Source organism: Polynucleobacter sp. 15G-AUS-farblos (assembly GCF_018882445.1).
Taxonomy (GTDB): Bacteria; Pseudomonadota; Gammaproteobacteria; order Burkholderiales; family Burkholderiaceae; genus Polynucleobacter.
Genome location: NZ_JACVOM010000006.1, coordinates 1 through 22,255 on the forward strand (window position 1 = coordinate 1; position 22,255 = coordinate 22,255).

Annotated in this window: 19 protein-coding genes; 11 read left to right on the top strand and 8 right to left on the bottom strand. The window is 39.7% G+C overall.

Annotated elements, in window-relative coordinates; all coding sequences use genetic code 11:
- The coding region (locus ICN41_RS09885) for an amino acid adenylation domain-containing protein (protein ID WP_216292767.1) at positions 1-2,596 on the bottom strand (2,596 nt) is incomplete at its 3' end.
- Here ICN41_RS09885 and ICN41_RS09890 point away from each other — a divergent pair.
- Positions 2,586-2,735 (top strand): hypothetical protein, encoded by a 150-nt coding sequence (locus ICN41_RS09890; RefSeq protein WP_216292768.1) that lies wholly within the window; start codon positions 2,586-2,588, stop codon positions 2,733-2,735. The two genes, ICN41_RS09885 and ICN41_RS09890, sit on opposite strands and share 11 nt — an antisense overlap.
- Positions 2,736-2,761: 26 nt before the next feature.
- On the opposite strand, the gene ICN41_RS09895 is transcribed toward ICN41_RS09890, so the two are convergent.
- Positions 2,762-2,974: an MbtH family NRPS accessory protein gene (locus tag ICN41_RS09895; RefSeq protein WP_216292769.1), complete on the bottom strand. Its 213-nt coding sequence runs from the start codon at positions 2,972-2,974 to the stop codon at positions 2,762-2,764.
- Positions 2,975-3,094: 120 nt separating this feature from the next.
- Positions 3,095-4,693 carry an MBL fold metallo-hydrolase gene (locus ICN41_RS09900; protein ID WP_216292770.1) on the bottom strand — a complete coding sequence of 533 codons (1,599 nt, stop codon included), beginning with the start codon at positions 4,691-4,693 and terminating at the stop codon, positions 3,095-3,097.
- 154 nt (positions 4,694-4,847) lie between these two features.
- On the opposite strand from ICN41_RS09900, the gene ICN41_RS09905 reads away from it, so the two are divergent.
- The 3 genes from ICN41_RS09905 to ICN41_RS09915 are packed head-to-tail and all read left to right on the top strand — an operon-like array spanning position 4,848 to position 8,193.
- A complete protein-coding gene (locus ICN41_RS09905) occupies positions 4,848-5,606 on the top strand; it encodes a ParA family protein (RefSeq protein WP_216292771.1) in 759 nt (252 codons plus the stop codon).
- Positions 5,607-5,641: 35 nt separating this feature from the next.
- On the top strand, positions 5,642-7,273 hold the full coding sequence (locus ICN41_RS09910) for a cyclic peptide export ABC transporter (RefSeq protein WP_216292772.1): 1,632 nt from the start codon (positions 5,642-5,644) through the stop codon (positions 7,271-7,273).
- A gap of 5 nt (positions 7,274-7,278) precedes the next feature.
- A complete protein-coding gene (locus tag ICN41_RS09915) occupies positions 7,279-8,193 on the top strand; it encodes a prohibitin family protein (RefSeq protein ID WP_216292773.1) in 915 nt (304 codons plus the stop codon).
- A 41-nt stretch (positions 8,194-8,234) separates the two neighbouring features.
- On the opposite strand, the gene ICN41_RS09920 is transcribed toward ICN41_RS09915, so the two are convergent.
- The gene (locus ICN41_RS09920; protein ID WP_216292774.1) at positions 8,235-9,260 is read right to left on the bottom strand and encodes a hypothetical protein; all 1,026 of its coding nucleotides are present in this window, start codon (positions 9,258-9,260) and stop codon (positions 8,235-8,237) included.
- Between the two features lie 186 nt (positions 9,261-9,446).
- On the opposite strand from ICN41_RS09920, the gene ICN41_RS09925 reads away from it, so the two are divergent.
- Both ICN41_RS09925 and ICN41_RS09930 read left to right on the top strand, forming a co-directional pair.
- Complete coding sequence (locus ICN41_RS09925; protein ID WP_216292775.1) at positions 9,447-9,668, top strand: hypothetical protein; 222 nt, start codon at positions 9,447-9,449, stop codon at positions 9,666-9,668.
- Positions 9,665-10,939, top strand: coding sequence for a hypothetical protein (locus tag ICN41_RS09930; RefSeq protein ID WP_216292776.1), 1,275 nt, complete (start codon positions 9,665-9,667; stop codon positions 10,937-10,939). Before ICN41_RS09925 ends, ICN41_RS09930 begins: the two co-directional genes overlap by 4 nt.
- A gap of 125 nt (positions 10,940-11,064) precedes the next feature.
- Here ICN41_RS09930 and ICN41_RS09935 read toward each other — a convergent pair whose 3' ends face one another.
- The gene (locus ICN41_RS09935; protein WP_216292777.1) at positions 11,065-11,538 is read right to left on the bottom strand and encodes a YcjF family protein; all 474 of its coding nucleotides are present in this window, start codon (positions 11,536-11,538) and stop codon (positions 11,065-11,067) included.
- A gap of 171 nt (positions 11,539-11,709) precedes the next feature.
- Between ICN41_RS09935 and ICN41_RS09940 the strand changes: the two genes are divergently transcribed.
- The 3 genes from ICN41_RS09940 to ICN41_RS09950 are packed head-to-tail and all read left to right on the top strand — an operon-like array spanning position 11,710 to position 15,276.
- The gene (locus ICN41_RS09940; RefSeq protein ID WP_216292778.1) at positions 11,710-12,396 is read left to right on the top strand and encodes a response regulator transcription factor; all 687 of its coding nucleotides are present in this window, start codon (positions 11,710-11,712) and stop codon (positions 12,394-12,396) included.
- A 27-nt stretch (positions 12,397-12,423) separates the two neighbouring features.
- The gene (locus ICN41_RS09945) at positions 12,424-13,293 is read left to right on the top strand and encodes a DUF697 domain-containing protein (protein ID WP_216292779.1); all 870 of its coding nucleotides are present in this window, start codon (positions 12,424-12,426) and stop codon (positions 13,291-13,293) included.
- Between the two features lie 54 nt (positions 13,294-13,347).
- A complete protein-coding gene (locus ICN41_RS09950) occupies positions 13,348-15,276 on the top strand; it encodes a HAMP domain-containing sensor histidine kinase (RefSeq protein WP_216292780.1) in 1,929 nt (642 codons plus the stop codon).
- Here the strand turns inward: ICN41_RS09950 and ICN41_RS09955 are convergent.
- Positions 15,273-16,004, bottom strand: a complete 732-nt coding sequence (locus tag ICN41_RS09955) for a thioesterase II family protein (RefSeq protein ID WP_216292781.1) — start codon at positions 16,002-16,004, stop codon at positions 15,273-15,275. The genes ICN41_RS09950 and ICN41_RS09955 overlap by 4 nt on opposite strands.
- A gap of 10 nt (positions 16,005-16,014) precedes the next feature.
- Positions 16,015-16,773, bottom strand: a complete 759-nt coding sequence (locus ICN41_RS09960; RefSeq protein WP_216292782.1) for a 4'-phosphopantetheinyl transferase superfamily protein — start codon at positions 16,771-16,773, stop codon at positions 16,015-16,017.
- Between the two features lie 94 nt (positions 16,774-16,867).
- On the opposite strand from ICN41_RS09960, the gene ICN41_RS09965 reads away from it, so the two are divergent.
- A complete protein-coding gene (locus tag ICN41_RS09965; RefSeq protein ID WP_216292783.1) occupies positions 16,868-17,770 on the top strand; it encodes a phenylalanine 4-monooxygenase in 903 nt (300 codons plus the stop codon).
- Between the two features lie 72 nt (positions 17,771-17,842).
- Here the strand turns inward: ICN41_RS09965 and ICN41_RS09970 are convergent, their stop codons facing one another.
- Positions 17,843-18,664 carry a phytanoyl-CoA dioxygenase family protein gene (locus ICN41_RS09970; protein ID WP_216292784.1) on the bottom strand — a complete coding sequence of 274 codons (822 nt, stop codon included), beginning with the start codon at positions 18,662-18,664 and terminating at the stop codon, positions 17,843-17,845.
- 307 nt (positions 18,665-18,971) lie between these two features.
- Between ICN41_RS09970 and ICN41_RS09975 the strand changes: the two genes are divergently transcribed.
- Complete coding sequence (locus ICN41_RS09975; protein ID WP_216292785.1) at positions 18,972-22,250, top strand: non-ribosomal peptide synthetase; 3,279 nt, start codon at positions 18,972-18,974, stop codon at positions 22,248-22,250.
- The last annotated feature ends 5 nt before the right edge of the window (positions 22,251-22,255 follow it).

A 22,255-nucleotide genomic window follows, 5' to 3' on the forward strand; every position in this document is an offset into this window, starting at 1 on the left:
ACATCCGACTACCGAGGGCTCCAAAAGGACAAGCAATAAAGCGTTCAGCGCTTAAACCAGGACGTCCTAAGTAACCCCTTGCTAAACCCATCCCCGCAATATAAAGCTCACCCACCACGCCAGTAGGCACCGGCTCTAAGTTGGCATCTAGAACATAGAGTTGGGTGTTCCAGATGGGGTAGCCAATGGGGGGTGTACGATGACCATCGCTTGCTTGACACTGCCAATAGCTGACATCAATCGCTGCTTCAGTGGGGCCGTAAAGATTAAATAACTTAACGGTTGGCAAACGCTCAAAAGTTTGCGCCTGTAGAGTGCCGCTTAAGGCTTCGCCACTCGTTGCAATTTGCTCTAAAGAGGAACATTGCCCTTGGCTAATCTGTTCTAAAAAGACCGATAACATCGATGGTACAAAATGCAGGGCAGTAACTTCTAGCTTTTCTATAATGGCATGTAAATAAGCAGGATCCTTATGTCCTAGGGCACTACTCACAGCTAAGCGAGCACCAGTCATTAAGGGTAGGAACCATTCCCACACTGCCACATCAAAACCAATCCCGGTTTTTTGTAACAGACAGTCAGAATGATCTAATTTCATCTGATCTTGCATCCACACCAAACGATTGACTACTGCATGATGTGTATTACCAGCCCCCTTAGGCTTACCAGTACTCCCAGAGGTATAGATCAGGTAGGCTAGGTTCAGTGGTAGCAGTGGCGCTACTAACTCACTGTCTTGTATTGGCGCAGCTGAGTAAGTCGCTAGCTCAGCTGCTTGGGCTAAAAGATCAATCACCGCAGGTATCGCTGCTGGGCTTGATGCGAGCTTAGCTAGTTGCAGCTCATCACTAATTAAGGCTAGAGCACCGCTATCGGCTAACATGAACTCTAGGCGCTCACTTGGATACTCTGGATCTAAAGGCAGGTAAGCTGCTCCGGCTTTTAAGATCCCTAGCATGGCCACAATCATCTGGGGTGAGCGCTCTAACAAAATGGCCACAATCTGATCAGGACCAATTTGCCTACTAATGAGATAACGGGCTAACTGATTGGCTTGCTCATCTAACTGAGCATAGGTGAGCTGCTCAATACTGCCACTAGCACTCTCATAGACTAGCGCAGTAGCACTAGGACTCTTAGCTACTTGGGCAGCAAATAAGCTGGGTAGGTTAAAAAGCGCAGGTGCTTGTAAATCCAGATCAACTACTGGACCAGCAGAACTGGCAATGAGCGCAGTACGTTCAGAAAGGGTAGTTAGTGGCAAGCTGTGCACTGGCAACTGGGGGTTAGCCACTAAGTGCGTCAGTAACTGCGTAAAGCTCTTGACCCAAGCTTGCACACTCGCTGGCGCAAATAAGTCAGCATCATACTCAAAGCTACCAGTCAGGGTGCCTGCAGGGGTGAGGTTGAGATACAAGGTCACATCAAACTTGGCCGTAGGCAGACCAACTTCTTGAACCTGACAGACCAAATCACCCAAAGCAAAATCTTGTGCACTTTGTGCCTGAAAGGCAAGCATTGCCTGAAACACCGGTGTATGTAGTAAAGAGCGTGCTACCCCTAACTCTTCTAATAAGCGCTCAAACGGTAGATCTTGATCGACTAAAGCAGCCTCTACACTTGCTTTTGCTCTACGAATCAGTTCAGTACCAGTGCACTGACCAGCAATCGATAAGGGCAGGGCTAAGGTGTTGAGTAAAAATCCGACTAGGTGCTGTATGTCAGGATCATCTCGTCCTGCTACTGGCGAGCCAATCACCACTTCTGCTTGATTGGCTAAGCGCGCTAAGCTAGCACCATAGCCAGCATAGATAACAGTAAATAAGGTAGTGCGTTCTTGACGAGCCAAGGCTTGTAAGGATTGCGTCAGTTCACTATCTAGTTCAACTGCAACATATCCAGCCCGATGCGCACGCTCTGCGACTCTAGGGTAATCTAGAGCTAAGGTCAGTAACTCTGGAGCATTGGCTAGGCGTTCTTTAGCCCGTGCGATTTTGGCATCTAAATCCTCTTCTAAATTTTCTTTTTGCCAAGCGGCCCAATCACTATATTGAATCGGTAAAGGCTCCCAAGTAGGCTCTTGCTCATGGACGTAAGCGCTGTAGGCTTCATGTAGCTCTTGGGCCAAAATATTGCGCGAGACGCCATCACCTGCTTGATGATGTAAGGTGAGCACTAAAATAGATTGTTCTTGGCTAAGAAGAATTAATAGTGCACGCAAAGAATAATCTTGCCCAAGATCAAAAGGAGTGGTTATTTCTTGTGCAACTGTCTGATCAACGAGGGTCTGTGTCGCAGTTTGATTTTCTTGATATTGCGTAGAGAGATCAATTATTTTCAATACATCTTGAGGGCTTTGACTTGGCAAAAGATAGCCAGCAGGGAGGCCAGTGAGTTCATCTGCCCTAACTACAGTTCGTAGAGATTCATGTCGATCGAATAATTTTGCCAATGCCTTCTGGAGCGCATCGATCTTGACAATACCCTTGAGGCGAAGGGCAGTAGGCATGTGATAAGCGGCTGATGGTCCATCAACTTGATCTAATGTCCAGAGGCGTTGCTGGCCATAAGAAAGAACTACTTTAGTGTCGGTCATAAAATTTCAATACAGACAGATCATTGATGAGCGTTTTTTAATTGAAACGAACAATAAATCAACTGCTTTTATTGGGTTGCGTTCAGTAATGTTTTCTGAACTCAATATAAAAAAATTGCGCTTGCTCAAAGAGCTTTAAGTGTTTGATTGCCATTAAAAATTAGATTAATGGGAGTCAGACATCGCTTTTTGCAAACTTAGAGGTCTCATGTCGAGCCAATGTTCGTCAACGTAAGTCGTACATTCAGATTTACTGCCGGTAAATTGGGTTTCTTGCCAACCCTCTGGGGCTGTTTTTTTTGCTGGCCAAAGTGAATATTGACCCTCTGCATTGATCAAAACTTTAAAGCTGTCACCGTCAATTGTTAGTCCGCTCATGATCTTATCTTTATTTATTTCGTTAAGTGATGACCCCCCTAAAAAACAGGTAAATCAAGGGGATTAAGTTATTTAAGATATTAAGAAAAACACATAGCAAAACCTATTGTTTGCTATTTATCAGTTTTCGTATAACTCGTATTGACCATAAAGGCGCAAAGCTGGAATACCTTGTTCCTTGAGAGCCTTTACAAAAGCAGTGGAATTAACCATAGGAGGTGTATCTTCACTTGGATCAATGCTGGTGATGTATTGCATCCACGGTTCCATTCCCATTGCGTATACAAACACTTTTTTACATTGCAGGCTTTCGACAACCTTCATCGCCCGGGGGAAATCAGAGCCATTTAAACGTCTAGTTTGGTCTTTTTTGCGGTCCAGGCTCATTGGTAAAAGCGGCCCATAAACCCAACTCATTGGGGCACCCTGGCATTCCATGCCAATAAAGAGAGTATCAATTGAGCCAACAGCGCGATGAATGAAATCATACAATTTCGGGTCTAGATTGTTACTATCTGCCGCAAATAACAATTTTTTATCAGCTATTTTGACTAACCAAGCAGCTTTAGACCGGATGTCTAAGTCACCATGTTCACCTAAAAAGGGGATAGCTGTAATTTCTACATCTGAGTGGGAAATGGAGTCCATTGGGCCTAACTCCACAATTTGCTTAAATCCAATCGCTTTAAGCATCAGCTTGAGGGAGGGGTCAGCCAGACTGCCTCCAGAGGTAGGAACAATGATGGTTCCAATCTTCCATCTCAAGGCCAAAAGGGTTTCTAAAGCAACGTGATCTGAGTGATTATGGGTAAGCACCACGTAATCGATCTTTTCAGGTAAATCGCGGATGGTATAGCGGGCAATTCCATTGGCGTCATCGTAAGCAACCACAGGATCTATTAATACATTACAGCCGTCTGGTGATTCAATCAGAACGCAAGCGTGACCAAAATAACGCCAACGAATTCGATCTTTCTCAGGTTTGACTAAGGCATTTTTTGAGCTGGATGCTGGCTCTAAGAAGCTTAAAAATAATTCTTTATCTGAACCTGAAAATCCTAATTTTTCTATAATAAAATCAAGACCTTGCGGAACACTTCTCAAGCTTGCTAAGAAGTCATAAATAGGACTCTTAAACGGCAAATTTAAATCAATCGCAGAGGGGTGGCTTAGTCTCGGTGTGCTGAAAACGAAGGGTCGATCATCACCGGCTTGGCGATAAATCATGGCGCTTTGATTGTTTGTATCGTACAGGGGGCTCAGATACAGCAAAGATTCGATGATTCTGAGATCGGGATACCCACCTAGAGAATATGAAAGCTCTACATAACCACGAACCGCTTCAGGTAACTGGGCATATAAGGGCTCAAGACTTGAGCCATCACCATGCTTCATTACCTGATTAAAGGCTTCTTTAAGGGCTAAACCAAATGAAATGAGATCCTGCTGATTGGTTTTGGTAATCTGGACCAGTTCTTTTACTTGATCTGCCTGATCTACAGGAAGATCAACAAAGGGGCCGCCTCTAAGACTTGGATTTTTTAAGGCTAATTCATGTAGCGCAGGATCGCTAACGAAAGATTCCATCTGCGCAAGTAGGCGAAACTGTAAATTCAGGGCTGAGGTAGCAGGGGAAATAAGATGAGACCATGCGTGCCAGCGCGATACGAGAGGTTCAATTACTACATCAGGTTTTAAAATCATTAAATCACTAGACATCCCCCTATACTAAAAATTTCCTTTCATTAAAGCTATTAATTTCTATGATGCCCTCGAATTTAAAGGAGGGTAGGGCGATAGTGTTGAATGAAGCGTGTAAGATGTCTTATGTTTAGATTCTATAATCAACACTTAAAAATTGCATAACCAGTCTATGAGACTCATTACGATTGCCAATCAAAAAGGTGGCTGTGCCAAGACCACCACCGTTGTAAATTTTGCCGCCTGTTTAGCAGAGCTAAATCAGAGGGTCCTGGTAATTGACTTAGATCCGCAATCTAACGCAAGTCAATGGTTGGGTTTTGAGGAATCAAAAGGTGGTTCTGCTGAAATTTTCAAATCCCAACAAAAAATAGAGGATCTGGTGCAACCTAGTGGAGTGGCAGGTGTTGACTTAATTCCAGCATCACAAGAGCTCGCTCAGATTGAAAAACTTCTTGCGGGTGAGTTATCTGTTGAAACAATCCTTAAAAGAAGAATTCAAAAAATGAACTCTGAGAATTACGATTTTGTATTGATCGATACGCCGCCGACATTAGGGTTGTTGACTTTAAATGCACTTGCCGCTGCAAAAGAATTATTAATCCCGGTGACTACGCATGTGATGACACTTTCCGGGGTTGCACAGCTCATTAATACCGTGAGTAATGTTCGGGAAATTTTGAATCCTGATTTAAGTATTTTAGGATTTATTGCCTCGCGTGTTGATATGCGTACGCGTCATTCTCAAGAAGTATTAGAAAGCCTGACTGAACGTTTTGGAGATCAGGTTTTTAAGGCTATTATCCGAGAGAATGTTCGCTTAGCCGAGGCTCCGTCCTATAGCGAAAGTATCATTGAGTACGACAAAAACTCCATGGCGGCGAACGATTACCGCGCCTTAACTAAAGAAATATTACAACGTGCTAACTAGCACGTTGCTCATCTATACAAATTTGCTAAATAATTATGATTTTTAATGCTCCTTTATTTCGTTTTATACAACAAGAGGGCACAGTTCAGCTTAAAAGATTGGTTCTTTTATCAGGTCTTGGGGGCATTTCAAGTACTGGTCTTGTGGCTTTAATTAACCAGTCAGCTAGCATAGAGGCAAAAGGACAATCTGCAACATGGCAATTCTTTGCCTTTCTACTTCTTTTATTTTTGTACATGTTAGCCCTGAAACGTTCGAATAAAGAGAACGTAGCTAGCACCCAAAATCTGATGCATGCATTTAAATTGCGCGTCATGTCTCAGGTATTGAAATCAGATCTCAAAACAATAGATAGTATTGGTAGGCCCTGGATCTTACAAACATTGGTAAGAGATACGCAGACAGTTTCTCAATCAGTTTTAAATTTAGTGCAAATTGCTCAATCTGGGTCAACCATTTTTTTCTTAATGATTTATCTGGCAATAGTTTCATTCCCTGCTTTTGTAATGATATTTATCGCCTCATGCTTAATGTTTATATTGGTGTCTAAAAGACTATCTGAAACTAACAAAGCTTTCAAAAGTGCATGGCATCAAGAAGGTGAAAATTTTCAAATCTTTTCTGATTTCATGGATGGCTTTAAAGAAATTAAGATGAACTCCAGAAGGGCTTCTGAAATATCCCATGAGATGGTTCAGGAGTCCAGAAAAACGAAGTTTATGAAAACTGAGGCCATGTTTGCTATGGTGAACACCTCTACGACACCACAACTATTGTTTTATCTTTTGGTGGCGGTAGCAGTATTTGTTCTGCCTGTTTTGATTAAAGACTATTCTCAAAGTGTTCAATCAGTCACTACCTCTATTATGTTTTTAGTGGGTGCCTTAGGGGGAGTCGTTCAAAATATTCCTGCAATTGCTCAAGCAAATGCATCGGCAGAAGAGTTATTTCAGCTTGAAGAAAAATTAAATAAGATCAAAGTAGATAGCAATGAGAGTGAGGATCAGGATCCTCCAATCATGCAATCGCTTGAATTACGTAATGTGATCTACCATTACGATGAAGCTAAAAACCAGGCAGCATCATTTGTTCTGGGCCCTATTAGTTACACTTTTGAAGCTGGAAAGATCTATTTTGTTAGGGGAAATAATGGGTCTGGAAAATCTACATTAATTAGAATTTTGATAGGCCTTTACGAGCCTAGTGCTGGTGGACTTTATGTCAATGGTGATTTAGTTAAGCAGCCATCCACTCTAGCTTATCGGAATCTATTTTCCGTAGTTTTTAGTGATTTCTATCTATTCAAAAAATTATATGGAATTTATTTGGCTGATGATGAAGTAGTTGACGCCGCAATCGATTTACTGGAGATGGGCGATAAGATCAAAATAGAAAATAGAGTGATTTCTGATATCCATCTCTCAACTGGTCAAAAGAAACGCATCGCCTTGATTACTGCAATATTGGAGGATAGGCAAGTGATTGTTCTCGATGAGTGGGCATCTGATCAAGATCCAGAATTTAGAAAATATTTCTACCAATTTATCTTGCCAGAGTTGCAGAGAAGAGGGAAGACTATTATCGCTATTACCCATGATGACCAATACTATCATCTGTCAGATAGTATTTTTGAGATTAGTAAAGGTGTGTTGAAAAACGCGAAATAAATAAAATGACTGATAACCTAACTCAAAATGTCCTTGCCGTAAAAACTTGGCTTCGGTCCAATCTTTTAGCAATCGTACTGAGCATATCGATTGCAATGGCTGCAGCGATTGTTCTTTGGCCAGTTGTCATCCATGTCATTCCTGCAGGTAGTATGGGGGTAATTTATAGACCACTATTTGGTGGTGTGGATATCGAGAATAGTTTGGGTGAGGGCGTTCATATTATTTGGCCTTGGAATACGCTTACGGAATATTCAATCCGAATTCAGAAGCTACAGATTGAAATTGACATATTAACTGAAGACCAGCTCAAGACTAAGACGACTGTTGCTTTTCAATATGAACTTGATCCAAAAACTTTAGGCTATTTACATAAATACATTGGCCCTGATTATGAGGAAAAAATCATCATTCCAGAGGTTACGGAAATAATACGTCAAAATTTAGGGGCGAAATCTGCAAAAGAAGCTTTTACATCAGACCTAGGCGCCATCTCAGCAGCGATCACTACTGAAAGTAATCAAGCTATTCTTAAGTCAGTACAGCCAGCAGGTTTGACCCGCTTAAATCTGATGAATATTAATAGCGTACAAATTACAAAGATAAGTTTTCCTAAAGAATATGAAGATGCTATTCAACAAAAAGTTACTGAACAACAAAAAGCAGAAGGATTAGTCTTCGTTGTTGAAGGCGCTAAAAGAGAAGCCGAAAGAAAAGTTATTGAGGCTGGAGGAATTCGAGATTTCCAAGATCTTATTAAAGGTGGTCTAACTGAAAATTATCTTCGTTTTGTGGGAATTCAGGCGTCTTCAGAGTTAGCGAAGTCCAATAATGCCAAGATAGTAGTTTTTGGATCTGGACCTAGCGGCTTGCCGCTGATTTTTGATGATAATAAAAACGTAGTTCAAAAGGGCAAATAGGGATCAAAGCCTAAAGAAGGAGGTTCAATAATCCTCTGTGATCACCTTCTCTTGCCCAGTTCATTCGCATAATCCAAAGAGTCAGGTAAATTTACTTTGACATAAAAATTACCCAAATTATCGAATAATTTTTCAATAACAAATCCATTTTCCGTATTATCGGTAATCCATATCGGCTTTGTTACAGTTACTTTGACAAATTTCCAGCCTGTAGGAAGCACCAGTAATCTATCCAATACTTCAAGCTTATGCCGAGTTAGGTTAGGAAATAATGCGGCAGAATAATCAGTCATTAAATAAACCCTGCCATCGTTTGTAACAAGGCAATATGCTGGATCACCTACTGTCCAAAATAAGTTCAGATTCTGTTGGGCTTTTAACGGGTAATAAGTGGCATCGCTAAAAATACTGCCGCCCAAGGCAAACTCAGGGTGCTTAATAATATCGAATAAGCCTAGCTTTACTTTGAATGAAATAGCGAATCGCTGATTTCCGAGATACGTAAAGGGATAGCTAGAGCCCCCTAGATTTTTAGTTGCAGTACTGCGATAGGGGCCTGCCTTGCCAGCCTGAAATGGGTTCAGTATGGCATTTAGTTGTGCCCTTACAGAAGCGGCATTCATATGATTAAAGCTCTCTAGATCACAGCTACTTTCTCGCCGATTTTGAAAGGTGGTAGAGACAATAAAGGGAAACTGAAAACTTACTGCATTAATCATGCAAATATTAAATGTATCTGTGCTCTCTAAAGTAGAGTTTGAGCCGTTATCTTCAACTAAACTTCTCAATTTCTCGCCAGTAACATCGCCATTTTTCGTGGGGTCTTGCTGCTTAGCAGGGGTAGCCTCGCTTACCATTGCAGGAGCATCAGTTTTCTTTAAATCTACTTCCTTGTTTTGTCTTTTCTCCGCATCAGCAATACTGCTTGTAATAATTTTAGGTCCACTTCGATCTTTACGATGCAGCCTTTCATATATGTTAAAAGCAGGAAGAGTCAAAATCAAGACAACTGATACTATCCCAATTGCAATCAGGTACACATTAGATGTATCTTGAGGCTTGTTCATGCGCATACGTTCCAAAAGTTGCATCGACATAGCAAAAGAAATTTGCTATAAATGACGATAATTCATATGAAATCATACACGACTATGAAATGAGGGCATCCTCTGTGGTACACATTAGCAATCATAGGAATTAATAGTAAGTGTAGAAAGTTTTTTGTAGATTATCAAACATTAAAAAGGTTATTCATGATTTTGCTGTCCTTTACTGCTGCTGCAATTAAATTAACCTTGTTTGCATTGATTGCAGGCGCGCTAATTATGTTTTTTTCGTGGCTTCGTGTGAGGAAATCGGGCAAAGAAGGTTTTGCCGCTATTGTTTTGCTTTGGGCCAACTTTTTAGTTCGGCTTTTAATTGTCCTACTATTTTTTGGTCTAATTATTCTTTTTGTCAGGGTTATTTTCACATGAAAACATTTTTATTTCGCCCCATGAAGCGTCCTTCACTGAAAGCGGTTCTGGCTAGCGCTGGGCTTTGTGCATCACTTGTAGGTTGTTCGGTGCCAAACCCAAAGATGGATGATATGGCTGCTCAATATCAAAATACTGTAGAGCAATACAATTTTAATAACATTCTTCTGAACATAGTCAGGGGATCAGATAACTTACCACTGAGTTTTTTGGATATTCCTAGCATCATTGGTACTGGAAATTTCTCAGCTGGAACTGGTACCTCTAGTTTTACGGCGGGGAATTTATCAGGCTCCATTATTAATGGTTCAACATCCTCTTTCATGTTAAATCCAAGCATTTCAGTTGGCACTTCCTTTAACTACACTCAGTCATCACTGGATAATGCGGCTTTTCAAACAGGCTTTAATTCAGTTATTCCACTTACAACTGTTAATTTTTTCAAAACATCCAATATGCCTCCTGAGCTCATTATGAGCTTAATGATAGGTTCGATAGAGATGGTGAGTGCAGACGGACAAGTTGAAAAGGTAATGAATACTCCGGGATTGGAATCCTTTCCCCAGTTCCAATCTATCGCTAAATTATTGGTTAAATACAATTTAACGACCCAAATTACAAATACTGAAATTCCATCTGGTCCGAAGATGACTGAGGCACAAGCAGCAACTGCCATGACTGCATTGGTGACCTCTAAAGATCTTGGAAAAATGCAAATGAAGTATTTCCCTGCTAAAGGGAAAGAAAAATCTTACTACCAGTTAGTCACAGTTACTCAAATGGCTACTTTGTGTTTGGGTGAAAGCGCCTATAAAAAGGAGATTATTGACAAATATGGAGATCAATATTTCTGTGCCAAGCCTGTTGCTACTCCAGACAATCAAAGCAAACATCAAGGTATTTCTGCTACTAATGATCCGCAAAAAGGTAAGACTTCAATTGCTATCAATATTCGCTCTAACCGTGATATCTATCAGTATCTTGGGCAAATATTGACGATTCAAGCAGGCAATCCAAATATTCAGGTGGTGGTTGATCCTAGTTATGTAGTGAAAGGACAGACTGCTAAACCGCAACCCATCATTGTTATCAAGAAGAATGAATCTGTGGCTAATCCATTGGCTCAGATTACCTATCGCGGTAATACCTACGCGATTCCATCAAATGACAATGGCTATACACCATTGGTTATTAACATGATGGCGCAATTGCTAAATCTGAATAAAATCAGTGGATCCATTCCTCCTTCTCCTGCAGTGCTAGTGAAGTAAGTAGGTGGATTGCTTAATAATGCTTCTGTCATAATTTAATGAAGCATAAAAAAAGGGATTTGTAAAAACAAATCCCTTTTTTGTTTGATAAAGCTTTGTAAGCTTTATCAATTAGATCTAGAGTATTAGCTCTTTACTTTTGAAGCAAAATCAGCTTTTAATTCGCTTGAAACAGCAGCTGGATCAAAGGTTGCAAATGTGCCGCCATTTTCATAATGGTTTACAAAAACTTTACCAATGGCATAAGTTGCTGCAGCACCAAAGCCGGCCATAGTAGCTGCGCCAACCAAATTGCCAAAAGGAATCCATTTCAACAAGAAAGGAACGGTGAGTTTAGCGCCATATACAGGCAACAAAGTACCCAATAATGTAGAGATAACTCCACTCACAGCGTACTTAGGTAACTTCTCACCATAGAGTGAGGAAATGTCAATGATCAAATTAGCTTCAACCGCAGCTAATGCAACCATATCAAGGCCGTTTACAGGGATCAAAGTAGAAGCAGCAGCCCAAGTAGAGGCCGAATTGATTAGTTTGTTAGTTACATCTTCTTTTGTTAGAGCGGTTGATTCACCTACAGTAGCTGTTGCAGTGTTCATTAAAGCCTCCAAATGGGATTAGGGTGATAAAGCATCTTGAATTTACCATCATTACTGTTACATTTCAATGAAGTGAAAAAATAGGATTTCATAGAAAAAGCACCTGATTTGCTTTAAATTTAGACCTGAATAAGAGTTATCTAGACCCTGTAAAGAATAAGCGAATCACAAGTGATAAATATTGCAATTGTAGAAGACCACGAAATACTGCGAGAAGAGTTGGCTAGGAGTCTAACGCAGGCTGGATATCAGGTTTTTTCTGCCGATTGCGGAGATTCTTTAAATAAAATACTCATCAATTCTAAGATTGATATCCTCATCATTGACCTCAACTTACCTGATGAAGATGGATTTTCCATCATTTCTCGAGTTAAAAATGTCTTACCCGGTATCGGAATTATCATACTTTCTGCCCGCATCAGGGGGGTTGATAGAACAGAGGGTTATAAAGTTGGGGCAGATACCTACATTACAAAACCCACCAGGGCTGAAGAGATTATTTTTGCTGTTCAAAATTTAGCTGCAAGATTGCATCAAGATGGTGCAATAAAACAAAACTGGGTTTTAGATACCAAAAAATTGGTATTAATTTCCCCAGGGAACAATATAATAGATCTGTCTAATTCAGAGTATTTGGCCTTGAGTTTATTGGCACTAAGTAACAACGTGAGCTTATATCAATTTCAAGAGGTTTTAAATACTAAATCCAAAGATTTATCGCGTGAGCAGTTGGAAAACTTAATGAGTCGTTTACGAAAAAAAATAAGACCTCATGTTGAAGGTGCAAGCGAAATTATTAAAAGTTCTTGGGGCGAGTCTAGTTATAGATTGTGTTTTGATGTTAGCTTAACCAAGTAATCAATTGCTCATTCATCGGAGATTATTGTGCCACCAAAAGCCGCTCGTAAAACAATTAAGTCTAATCCATTGGATAGAATAGTGACCAAAACAAGTGTCAGCAAATCCAAGAAGCTTGCTGTAAAAAAGACTCAAGCTCCAAAGAGTGCTAAAGCTATTGCAGTAAAAGCAAGATCAACGCCGCCCAAAACATTAATCACTAAAGGTAGAAAAAATATGCCAAATCAAGAAAACACTAGTAGCAACGATTTAGATCCGAAAGTTGTATCTGCTGACCAAATTTTGTCTAGTGAAATTGCCAGTTCCGCAACTACTCCAGGTGCAGAGAATATAGTGGTGGACTATCGTCACCAATTAGCCAAAAACACCATAAGGAATGCATCTCAGTGGGCGACTGCTGCAGGATTTATTCCGGTGATTGGTTTGGATACTGTAACTATTTCTGGCGTGCAGTTAAAAATGATTTATGACTTGTGTGAAATATACAAGGTTCCATTTAAGAAGGAGGCAGTATTAGCCGTCGTTGGAGCCGCGCTTGGTGGTAGCATTACAACTATTGTTGCATCTAAAGTGGCAACCATTGGCGTTAGCAAAATCCCTTACATTGGCTCTGTCATATCTTTCTTGAGCCAGCCAGCACTTTCCTTTGCAACCACCTATGCAATTGGTTCATTGTTTATTGAGCATTTTGAAAAAGAAGGTAACTTGCTAAACTTTGACTTAGAATCAACAAAGGCTGTTTTTGATGAGCAATTTGAAAAAGCTAAGGTCATATACAACGAACAGTTAAAAAATGCCAAGTCAATTTATACAACACAGATTACAAAAGCCAAGAAATTATTTTCGAAGAATATAACTTCTACAGCCGCAGCCCCTGCAGAAACTTCCGTTGCTTAATTTTCTAGCTACATCGAGCATTAAAAGGGGCTTTAAGCCCCTTTTTTTACGAACATGAAATCAATTTTTTCCAAATGGATTGCTAACACAGGAATTATTTTGATATTCCTTAGTGTGGCTTTTGTTGCTCAGGGGGCTGAACAATCAAATCATCAGGTAGATCATGTTTCCTCACCCACTTTTTTATTGGCGGTGAATGATGACCCAAACTTAAGTATTCAAGATATTCGAACATTGAATGATCTCAATTTTAAAACTATCAGCAATAACTTTAGCACGGCACCTTTGAGAGATTCATATCTTCTAAAAATTACACTCTTAAAGTTTGATAATAAAGAGAAATTTTCGGCAGTAATTCAACCCTCATTTGCCAGCAACACAGTCTTCATTTATTCAAAAGATGTACTTGCAACAGAAAAAAATGAGAATTTACTTACGGGAATTCATTTTCCTCTAAACGATAATTATTTCGAATTTACTCCAAAAGCCGACGTTAAAAATCCAGTAATCTTTTTGCACATCACGCGAAAAATTACACCAATCATGTCAATCAGTGTTTTGAATGGTATTGATAAAAAAAGGGAAATGGCTAATCAAGAGTTTCATGCTGGCTTTTATATTGGCATGCTTGGACTGCTTTTATTGGTAATATTATTTTTTTACACCCAATATAAAAAATCTTGTTTGATTGCATTATGGGTTGTTACCTTTTTTTCATTGCTACATGCAATTTTTAGGAATTTAGAATTAGTAAGCGAGTATTTCCCAGATCTGCCAAGGGAGAGCAGGGAGTATCTATATGTGGTTCTCATTTATATCATTAGAGCTGCTCTCGGTTTATTTTTATTTAACTTTATTTACGAATTTAGTACTAGTCGCTTACTTAAACTACTCGCTTTTTTTAATTTCCTTCTTTGCTTTATTGCGCTGTCTCTAGTCAGTTTTAATCATGCATTAAGTTTTCCGCTGTTTTCCTTATTCAATTACTTTAGTAATCTCCTGTTAATTATCTGTTGTTTATCAATGGAGTTAACTAGGCTTAGTCGAAATATGTTTAGTATTGGACTGGTATACGCATCATTATTTTTTGGAGCCTTCATTTTTGCCGTACTCTCCAATATTATTGACGTACCTCAAGATATTCCTTTTTATAAATTTGAATGGTATCGAGTTTTATATACCTTGTCTTTTCTTTATATTCTTTACAAATTCTATAGTCAGGAAAAGCTTCAAGCTGAAATTGCAGTGAAAGAATCTGAATTAATATACATGGGTAAATTGCATGAAGAAATGAAACTGCGGCAGGATCAGGAGGCATTAAATAATGTTGTCTCTCATGAGCTAAAGACCCCTCTCACGGCCATTTATTTTTTAATTGATCGCTTAGAAAGCCTGTTACAAGTAAAGTCATCAGCTATTGACAGTACTCTATTAAGGCTAAAAACTTTAGTTCAGCAAATCAATTCAGTATCCGATCGTTTTACATGGCTTGCAAAATTTAATTCTGATGAGAATTTGAAGATTACTAATAATATTAATCTTCCCGATCTAGTCAGTGGTATTGTAGAAATCTTGCCTGAAAAAATTCAATTCTCTGTTACACATGATGATGGAGTATTTGTAAACTCCGACTTATTTTGTCTCACAACAATCTTACAAAATATAATTGATAATTCAGTGAAGTATTGTTCAGAGAAGTCAATAATTCATATCAATATTTTTGTGCAAGATAAGGATCATGTCCAAATTAATATACGAAACAAAATTTCATCCCACAGCATTGATACCCACAAAATATTCGAAAAATATTATCGTGGCCCAGGATCCGGTGGTAAGGCGGGACTAGGTATTGGCTTATGGTTAGTGAACCAAATGGCTGAGCAGATTGGTGTGCTCGTAACACCATTTCTGCAAGAAGATGAAATCATTTTTAGTGTGCTGATTCCTGTTGATATATCTGCTAAGTTTGTATCTATCTCTTAATTTTTTAATTGGTTTAGAAGTTGAACGATTTCTTGAAAGTCATTCTTTACATAAAAATGGCCACCCGAGATTATTTTAAGTTGGCATTCTTGTCGAGTAAATTTTTGCCACTGAGATAATTCATCCACATTTACCCATGGATCATTGTTCGCACCAATTGCGATAATGGGGCAGTTAATCTGATCCTTGATGGGAAGAAGATATTTTTCCCCAATCTTAAAGTCTGCACGAATAATTGGCAGAATTATCTCTAGTAATTCTGGATGTTTTACGATCTCACGATCAGTACCCTCTAGATCTAATAGCCCTTTTACTAAATCTTGATCACTTAGTTCCGAAATTGGAGGCATCTTCAGGCTCAAGTGAGGAGGTTGACGACCAGAAACTATTAAGCATTTAGGTTCTACGCCTTGCCTCTCTATTAACTTAGTAATTTCAAAAGCAATAACTGCTCCCAAACTATGGCCAAACAAAATTGTTGGTTTATCAACCAATTTCAATAATTCTGTACTGCCCTTTTGAACTAGTAGTTCCAAATTATCAATTAAATCTTCCCCAATGCGATCCTCTCGACCTGGAGCTTGAAAGGCGTAAATATTGAAGTCAGAGTGAAGAAATTTTTCCCAGGGAAAAAAAATTGATGCGCCAGAACCTGCAAAAGGGAAGCAGACTAGGTGCACTTTTGCTTGGCTATTTACTCTAATTGGCTTAAACCATTTCTTATGCATCAATAACTTTTTATAAAAACTCGGAGATCTCAAGAGAATAGGCATTGAGCTCCATTCCCATTCTAGGGCTTGCAATTGCAGCAAGGTGATTTTCGCATGGCTTCAAATTAAATAAGCTCCATTCTCTAGAAAATTTATCCGGCAGAGTGACTGCGCGATATTTTTCGTCTATTTTGATAGCGCTCATTTCCATTTGCAGGCCAAGACCTAGGGCTTTCAAAATGGCTTCTTTTTGTACCCAAGTTTGGATGAGTTTTGAACTATTTTTTTCTTGGGCTATAGATTTAAATTGCCTGGATTCGAGAGGGTGAAAAATCCCTTTAAAGGCTTCGTAATCATCAATCAACTGAATTTTTTCTACATCCACCCCTACAGGGCTATCAGCCGTTTCTGAGAATAGAACGATATCTCCGCTATGAGATAGATTAAATTCATGGGAGTTTCCTGGTAAAAAGGGCTTACCGGAGGAGTTGAGCCTCAAATCAATTGGACTGCTGTCGAATTTCTTTAGCCAAAACTCCAAAAGTAAGCGTGAAACCAAGAATCGATTCTGATCTGAAACCTGCTTAAATTGTGCCACTTTTTGTTGATTAAAAGGGCTTAATTTTCTAAGATATTGCTTTGATAATGATGTGTTTTCAGCGCTAAAGTGAATCTTGAAGCAATTAATGTGATTGGCTAAAGGAGAAATTTCGCTTAATTGGGATATGCCCACCTTTAGCCAATGTTCATGGCTTTGATCTTGGTTGTAGGAACTAAGTTGGTGCATGCGATAATATTGTATGGCATCGATGCTATTTTGCGCCCAAAGCAAGGTTTAGAAAATCATAGAAAGCTTTGCGGTGCTCATAATAATATAAAGCATGGTCAAAACTTATCTAGCCCCACCTCCTCATCCTACCCAGGCGGATGATTATGTTCCTGCCCGTGCTGATTGGTTGATAGATCAAAATTGGAGTGCTTACACCAAGGAGGATCATCATACTTGGTCTATTTTGTATGATCGGATGACTAAGGTTTTAGACGGCAAATGCAGCAGCCTATTTATGCAAGGCCTTGAACAACTTCAATTTGAGCGCGATCAAATTCCAAACTTTATTGAATTATCTAATCGCTTAAAGAAGTTCAGTGACTTTGAAGTAGTTGCAGTGCCGGGTTTAATTCCTGACGAAGTTTTCTTTGAGCATTTGGCCAATCGCCGCTTTCCTTCCGGTTGCATTATTCGTAAACCAAATGAGTTGGAGTTTCAAGAATACCCTGATGTTTTTCACGATATCTTTGGTCACGTACCGCTTTTAATGTTCCCTGAAATGGCTGACTTTATGCAGGCATGTGGTAAAGCTGCGGTGGCCGCTAATCAAAAAGGGATGCTTGATTTTATCGCTCGCTTGTATTGGTATATTGTTGAAGTTGGCTTGGTTCGAGAGAACGGTAAGACCGTTTGCTTGGGCGCAGCAATCAATTCATCTGAGAAAGAAGTTGCTTTTTCACTATATGATCAGTCTCCGAACAGAATTCTCTTTGACTTAGAGAGGGTGATGCTTTCTGATTTTTGGATCTACGATTTACAAAATACCTATTTTGTTCTAGATAGTATTCTTGATCTTCGGGAGATAGCAAAAATCGACTTTGATTCTCTATTTCCAAAACTACTTGCTCAAGAAAAAATCAAACTAGGGGAAGTTAAGGCGTCTGACAAAGTCCTCTCAATTGGGAACGGGTCTTACCATTTAGAATACTTAGACCAAGAAGAATTGGTTAATTAATCTTAGTTAAAATCCAGTCACCGCTTTCAAATATAGCGTCCTCTGGGGACGCTATATTTTTTTTAAGCCCGATTAAACCAGGGGAAAGGGTTTTCCTTGAAAAGGCTCTCCTGGTTTAATGCTAATTTGGGCATCGAATGCCTTTTCTTCTCCAGCGCTATTTGGGCGAGGAGAAAATATGGCCTCATCAACAATAAATCTGACGGATAAGCCTCTACGTTGACGATCCTTTGTGACATTTGGGCCTGAATAATGCCATACATATCCATCATGCAAGATCATGTCTTTTTGATCCATCTCCATGCAGACTAATTCATAGCCATGTTCAGCAGGATCTACTGGAATGAGCTCCCTTGTTTCATTTTCAAAGGGTGTATTTTTATAAAGGTCTACTGTTGCACGAAGCTCGCCTTTATGAGTTTTTAATGCATATACCAGCGCACCAGAATCTTTAATTACCGGTTCGAATGGAATCCAAGTCGCTATTTGAACATTTGGGGTAATTGGATAATAAGACGCATCTTGATGCCAAGATAGAAATTTTCCTATTTCAGGCGGCTTATTGAAAACAATGGTTTCTAATAATTGAAGACGTAATTGAGCGCCATCATCGCTTGCAAAATGTTTTCGAATCACAGGGGCTATATTCTTTTCAATTAACTCCCAGGCTTCCGGATAGTCATCAAAGTCACAAAAACGCTGCTCTTCTCCGCTAACATGCCTCCACAAGGCAATGCGAGGTTTTTCATTAGGTGAGATGTGGGTGGTAATCCTTAAGTCTAAATCCATCCATTTATCACGAACCTTGTCAATGAGCTTTTCGTCTATGCAGTCTTTTAGAAGGACTACGCCATTTTCTTGATATTCTTTACCTAGCTCTGATGTTGCTTGCATTTATCTCTCTCAAAAACTGTAAAATTAAAAAATTACCTCAATAAAACTGGTTATAAACATTATTGGACAGTAGCATATTTCATTCTCTAATTCTGTGATTTGTTATCCGTTTTTTAAGGTGGCAGTTCTCTTAGGAAATCATAGGAAATTCTAGAACCTGTCGATAAGATTGTTTAAATTCTCGATCACCAACAGGATGGTTGGCTCCAATTCCCCATATCAACATTCTTAAATAGCTGGTTTCTTTAAATTGTTTAACGGTTAAAGTAAGAAGTTAGCTCAATTGCATTGGAATAGAAAATCACTGATGTCAAATACAGTTGAAATAGCAGAAACAAGCGGCGAGCCTTCCCTGAAAGTAGTTCTCCCCTTAACGGGCATTCAAACCTTCCTCTGGTTCCATCAGCGTATTGATAGTGCTCAGACGCCCTATAACATCGGCAATTTACTTCATATTCATGGGGAACTAGATATTGATCGGTTTACTCAAGCACACCACCAAATGCTCAAAGAAACGGATTGTTTGCGCATTCGTTTCTCAGAGCTTGATAATCTTCCGTATCAATCGATTGCGCCCTATGAAGAAATGCCTTTAAAGGTTTGGGACTTTAGTGATTCATCTGATCCGCAAGCTGCGGCACAGGAGTTATTAAAGGATATTGAATTACGACCATTTAATTTACTCCAAGATTCTCTGTACAGATTTGGCTTAGTAAAACTTGGAAAAGATCGAGCGATCTTTTTTACCTTTTTTCATCATTTAATTATTGATGCAGTGGGTGGCTCAAAGATTTTCAATCTTTTAGAAAATTTATTTGAGAACATTCCCACACAACTGCCTGAAAGATCCGAAAATGCGCCGCTTCTTTCATGGATGTATGCTGCCGAGGACTTCCAACGCTATAAGAATAGTGAGCAATGGAATGTAGATGAAGAATATTGGAAAGAAGCCTTAAAGGGGCTCGGAAAATCAGTGTCATTATCTGATCAACCTCTAAAGCGGACGGATCTCTCCTCTCCGGGTTCTCTCCATTATGGTTTAGATCGGAAAGAATATGAGCGAATTTGTCAGTGGGGTCTCAGTGAAGGGCGAAGTGCTTATATTGCTTTTGCTACCGCAGGGATTGTTTATTTATCGAGAGCTACTCATTCGCATGATATTTGCATAGGGACCCCTAATTCGGGTCGCAATAAGCTTACTCGCAACTTAATCGGGATGTTGGCTAACGCTACACCTTTACGCGTTCAAATCGCAGATGAAGATCGGGTTGAAGATGTATTAAAAAAAGCGTCACGTGAATTGCGCTCTGGATTACGTCACACCCAATATCCGTACGGCGAAATTACTCTCAATCGTCGTAAAGAGAATTTAGAATCACCTTTTTCTTTAATCATAAATTATTTGCCACTTGAACAAGTGGTTCAATTTGGGGCTGCAAGAGGCATTGTAGAGACGCTAGGAGCAGGGCCTGTAGCAGACATGGAAATCCATATATTTGATCGTATGGATCAGGGGCCGATTGATGTACGCATGGATTTTAATTTATCCCGCTATAGTCGCGTTCAGGCCGAAGAGCATCTCGAGAGATATATCCAGCTACTTAAAAAATTACCTGATCTTGCAAAATCCCCTGTTGCCATGGTCACGACTCTTTTAGATCAAGAAAAAAAAGATTTATTCGACGTGGCCACTGGCCCTGATTTGCATTACGAAACTATCGATCTAACGATTCCAGCATTATTTGCCAAATCCGTTCGCCTGTATCCAGACAATCCTGCTATTTTGTATGAAGCAGACGGAGAGCTGCAGTCCATAACTTATGCTGAGCTGGATCAACGCTCCAATCGTATGGCACGTTTTATGATCTCTCAAAAAATTGGCCCAGAGTGTATTGTAGGTATTCTCTTAACCCGCTCTCCAGATTTATTAGTTTGCATATTGGCTACCCTCAAGGCGGGGGCAGCGTACTTACCCATCGATCCTGATTACCCCGCTGATCGGATTGAGTATATGTTGAGAGATAGTCAAGCCCAATATGTGATTAGTACTTCATCAATATATCAAGCGCTTTCACGCGAATTAGATCTAACGCTTCCTAATCTCATTGCAATAGACGACGCCACATTTCAATCAACATTGTTGAGTGATTTTTCTGAGATCGGCATTAGTGATAGTGAGCGTATGAGCCCCTTGCTACCCAAAAATCTTGCTTATGTTATTTATACCTCAGGATCAACAGGAAAACCTAAAGGTGTGAGTGTTCCTCATGCAGGAGTGATTAACACTGCGAGGGCTAAGGTAGATGCTTTGAAGATTCTTGCCCATTCTCGAGTAATGCAATTTGCCTCCCATGCTTTCGATGGAAGCGTACAAGAAATTTTCTCTACTTTGTCTACCGGAGCAACCCTGGTTCTCTCAGCGGGCAATATGAAAATGAATACGATAGCCAATCTTGAAGAATTTTTGCATAAATTTTCTGTTACGCATGTTACTCTTCCGCCGGCCTTAGTTAAGATATTGCCTGATAAGGCATTAGAACAATTAGATACTTTATTGCTTGCAGGTGAGGAGTGTACGCCTGATTTGGTGAGGCGTTTAGCAGGCCAAGTAAGGCTGCTGAATGCGTACGGACCTACAGAAGTGACAGTCAATGCAACGATGAGCCAAGCGCTTGATCCCAGCATAGATGGTTGCGAAGAACTTGGGACAGTATCTATTGGTAAGCCCATTGCTAATGTTTCAAGTTATGTTCTAGATCAATATTTAGAATTAACTCCTAACGGCAAAGTTGGAGAACTTTATATTACGGGTATAGGGGTAACGAGAGGTTATCTTAATAAGCCAGGACTTACTGCAGAACGATTTCTCGCCTGTCCATTTGGAGAGTTTGGAGAAAGAATGTATCGGACTGGAGACTTAGTAAGGCGCCGTACCAATGGAGACTTAGAATATGTTGGACGGGTAGATCATCAAGTAAAAGTTAGAGGTTTTAGGATTGAGCTCGGTGAAATTGAAGCACAAATCTTAAAAAATTATCCTCAAATTGCCCAAGCGATAGTAATGCTTTATAAAGAAAATGATGAAGCTTTCTTAGTTGCTTATTTGGTTTCTGATGCTGCTGAAGTTCCAGCACTGCCACTTCCCAATTCTGAGCAATTACGTGAAACCTTAGCCCATTTTCTGCCTGATTATATGATCCCGTCACATTTTCAATATTTAGACGCAATGCCTTTGACGGTTCATGGAAAAGTTGATAGAAAGGCTCTTCCTGCGCCTCAATTGGGAGAGATCAAAAATGACTTTGAAGCACCCATCAATGAAACTGAAAAGATTTTATGTAGATTATTTGGAGAACTGGTTGGAATTGATAATGTTGGAGTAAATGATGATTTTTTCCACATAGGAGGGCACTCCTTATTGGCGATTAAATTAATTGCACGCTTTAAGGATGAGACAGGAGCAAGTATTCCAATGGATCAATTGTTTGAGCATGCAACCCCAAAAATCTTAGCATCGTTAATTGAGTCAAGCACCATGAAATTGCTAGAGCCAGCCTTGATAAAAGGCATGGGTCGAGTGCAGTAAATGAT

What these genes read in the sequence shown, in the direction of transcription:
- ICN41_RS09955 (WP_216292781.1), bottom strand. Translation starts at nt 16,004, where the DNA reads ATGCATAAGAAATGGTTTAAGCCAATTAGAGTAAATAGCCAAGCAAAA.
- ICN41_RS09900 (WP_216292770.1), bottom strand. Translation starts at nt 4,693, where the DNA reads ATGTCTAGTGATTTAATGATTTTAAAACCTGATGTAGTAATTGAACCT.
- ICN41_RS09935 (WP_216292777.1), bottom strand. Translation starts at nt 11,538, where the DNA reads ATGAACACTGCAACAGCTACTGTAGGTGAATCAACCGCTCTAACAAAA.
- ICN41_RS09920 (WP_216292774.1), bottom strand. Translation starts at nt 9,260, where the DNA reads ATGAACAAGCCTCAAGATACATCTAATGTGTACCTGATTGCAATTGGG.
- ICN41_RS09915 (WP_216292773.1), top strand. Translation starts at nt 7,279, where the DNA reads ATGACTGATAACCTAACTCAAAATGTCCTTGCCGTAAAAACTTGGCTT.
- ICN41_RS09960 (WP_216292782.1), bottom strand. Translation starts at nt 16,773, where the DNA reads ATGCACCAACTTAGTTCCTACAACCAAGATCAAAGCCATGAACATTGG.
- ICN41_RS09975 (WP_216292785.1), top strand. Translation starts at nt 18,972, where the DNA reads ATGTCAAATACAGTTGAAATAGCAGAAACAAGCGGCGAGCCTTCCCTG.
- ICN41_RS09970 (WP_216292784.1), bottom strand. Translation starts at nt 18,664, where the DNA reads ATGCAAGCAACATCAGAGCTAGGTAAAGAATATCAAGAAAATGGCGTA.
- ICN41_RS09930 (WP_216292776.1), top strand. Translation starts at nt 9,665, where the DNA reads ATGAAAACATTTTTATTTCGCCCCATGAAGCGTCCTTCACTGAAAGCG.
- ICN41_RS09965 (WP_216292783.1), top strand. Translation starts at nt 16,868, where the DNA reads ATGGTCAAAACTTATCTAGCCCCACCTCCTCATCCTACCCAGGCGGAT.
- ICN41_RS09895 (WP_216292769.1), bottom strand. Translation starts at nt 2,974, where the DNA reads ATGAGCGGACTAACAATTGACGGTGACAGCTTTAAAGTTTTGATCAAT.
- ICN41_RS09910 (WP_216292772.1), top strand. Translation starts at nt 5,642, where the DNA reads ATGATTTTTAATGCTCCTTTATTTCGTTTTATACAACAAGAGGGCACA.
- ICN41_RS09950 (WP_216292780.1), top strand. Translation starts at nt 13,348, where the DNA reads ATGAAATCAATTTTTTCCAAATGGATTGCTAACACAGGAATTATTTTG.
- ICN41_RS09925 (WP_216292775.1), top strand. Translation starts at nt 9,447, where the DNA reads ATGATTTTGCTGTCCTTTACTGCTGCTGCAATTAAATTAACCTTGTTT.
- ICN41_RS09905 (WP_216292771.1), top strand. Translation starts at nt 4,848, where the DNA reads ATGAGACTCATTACGATTGCCAATCAAAAAGGTGGCTGTGCCAAGACC.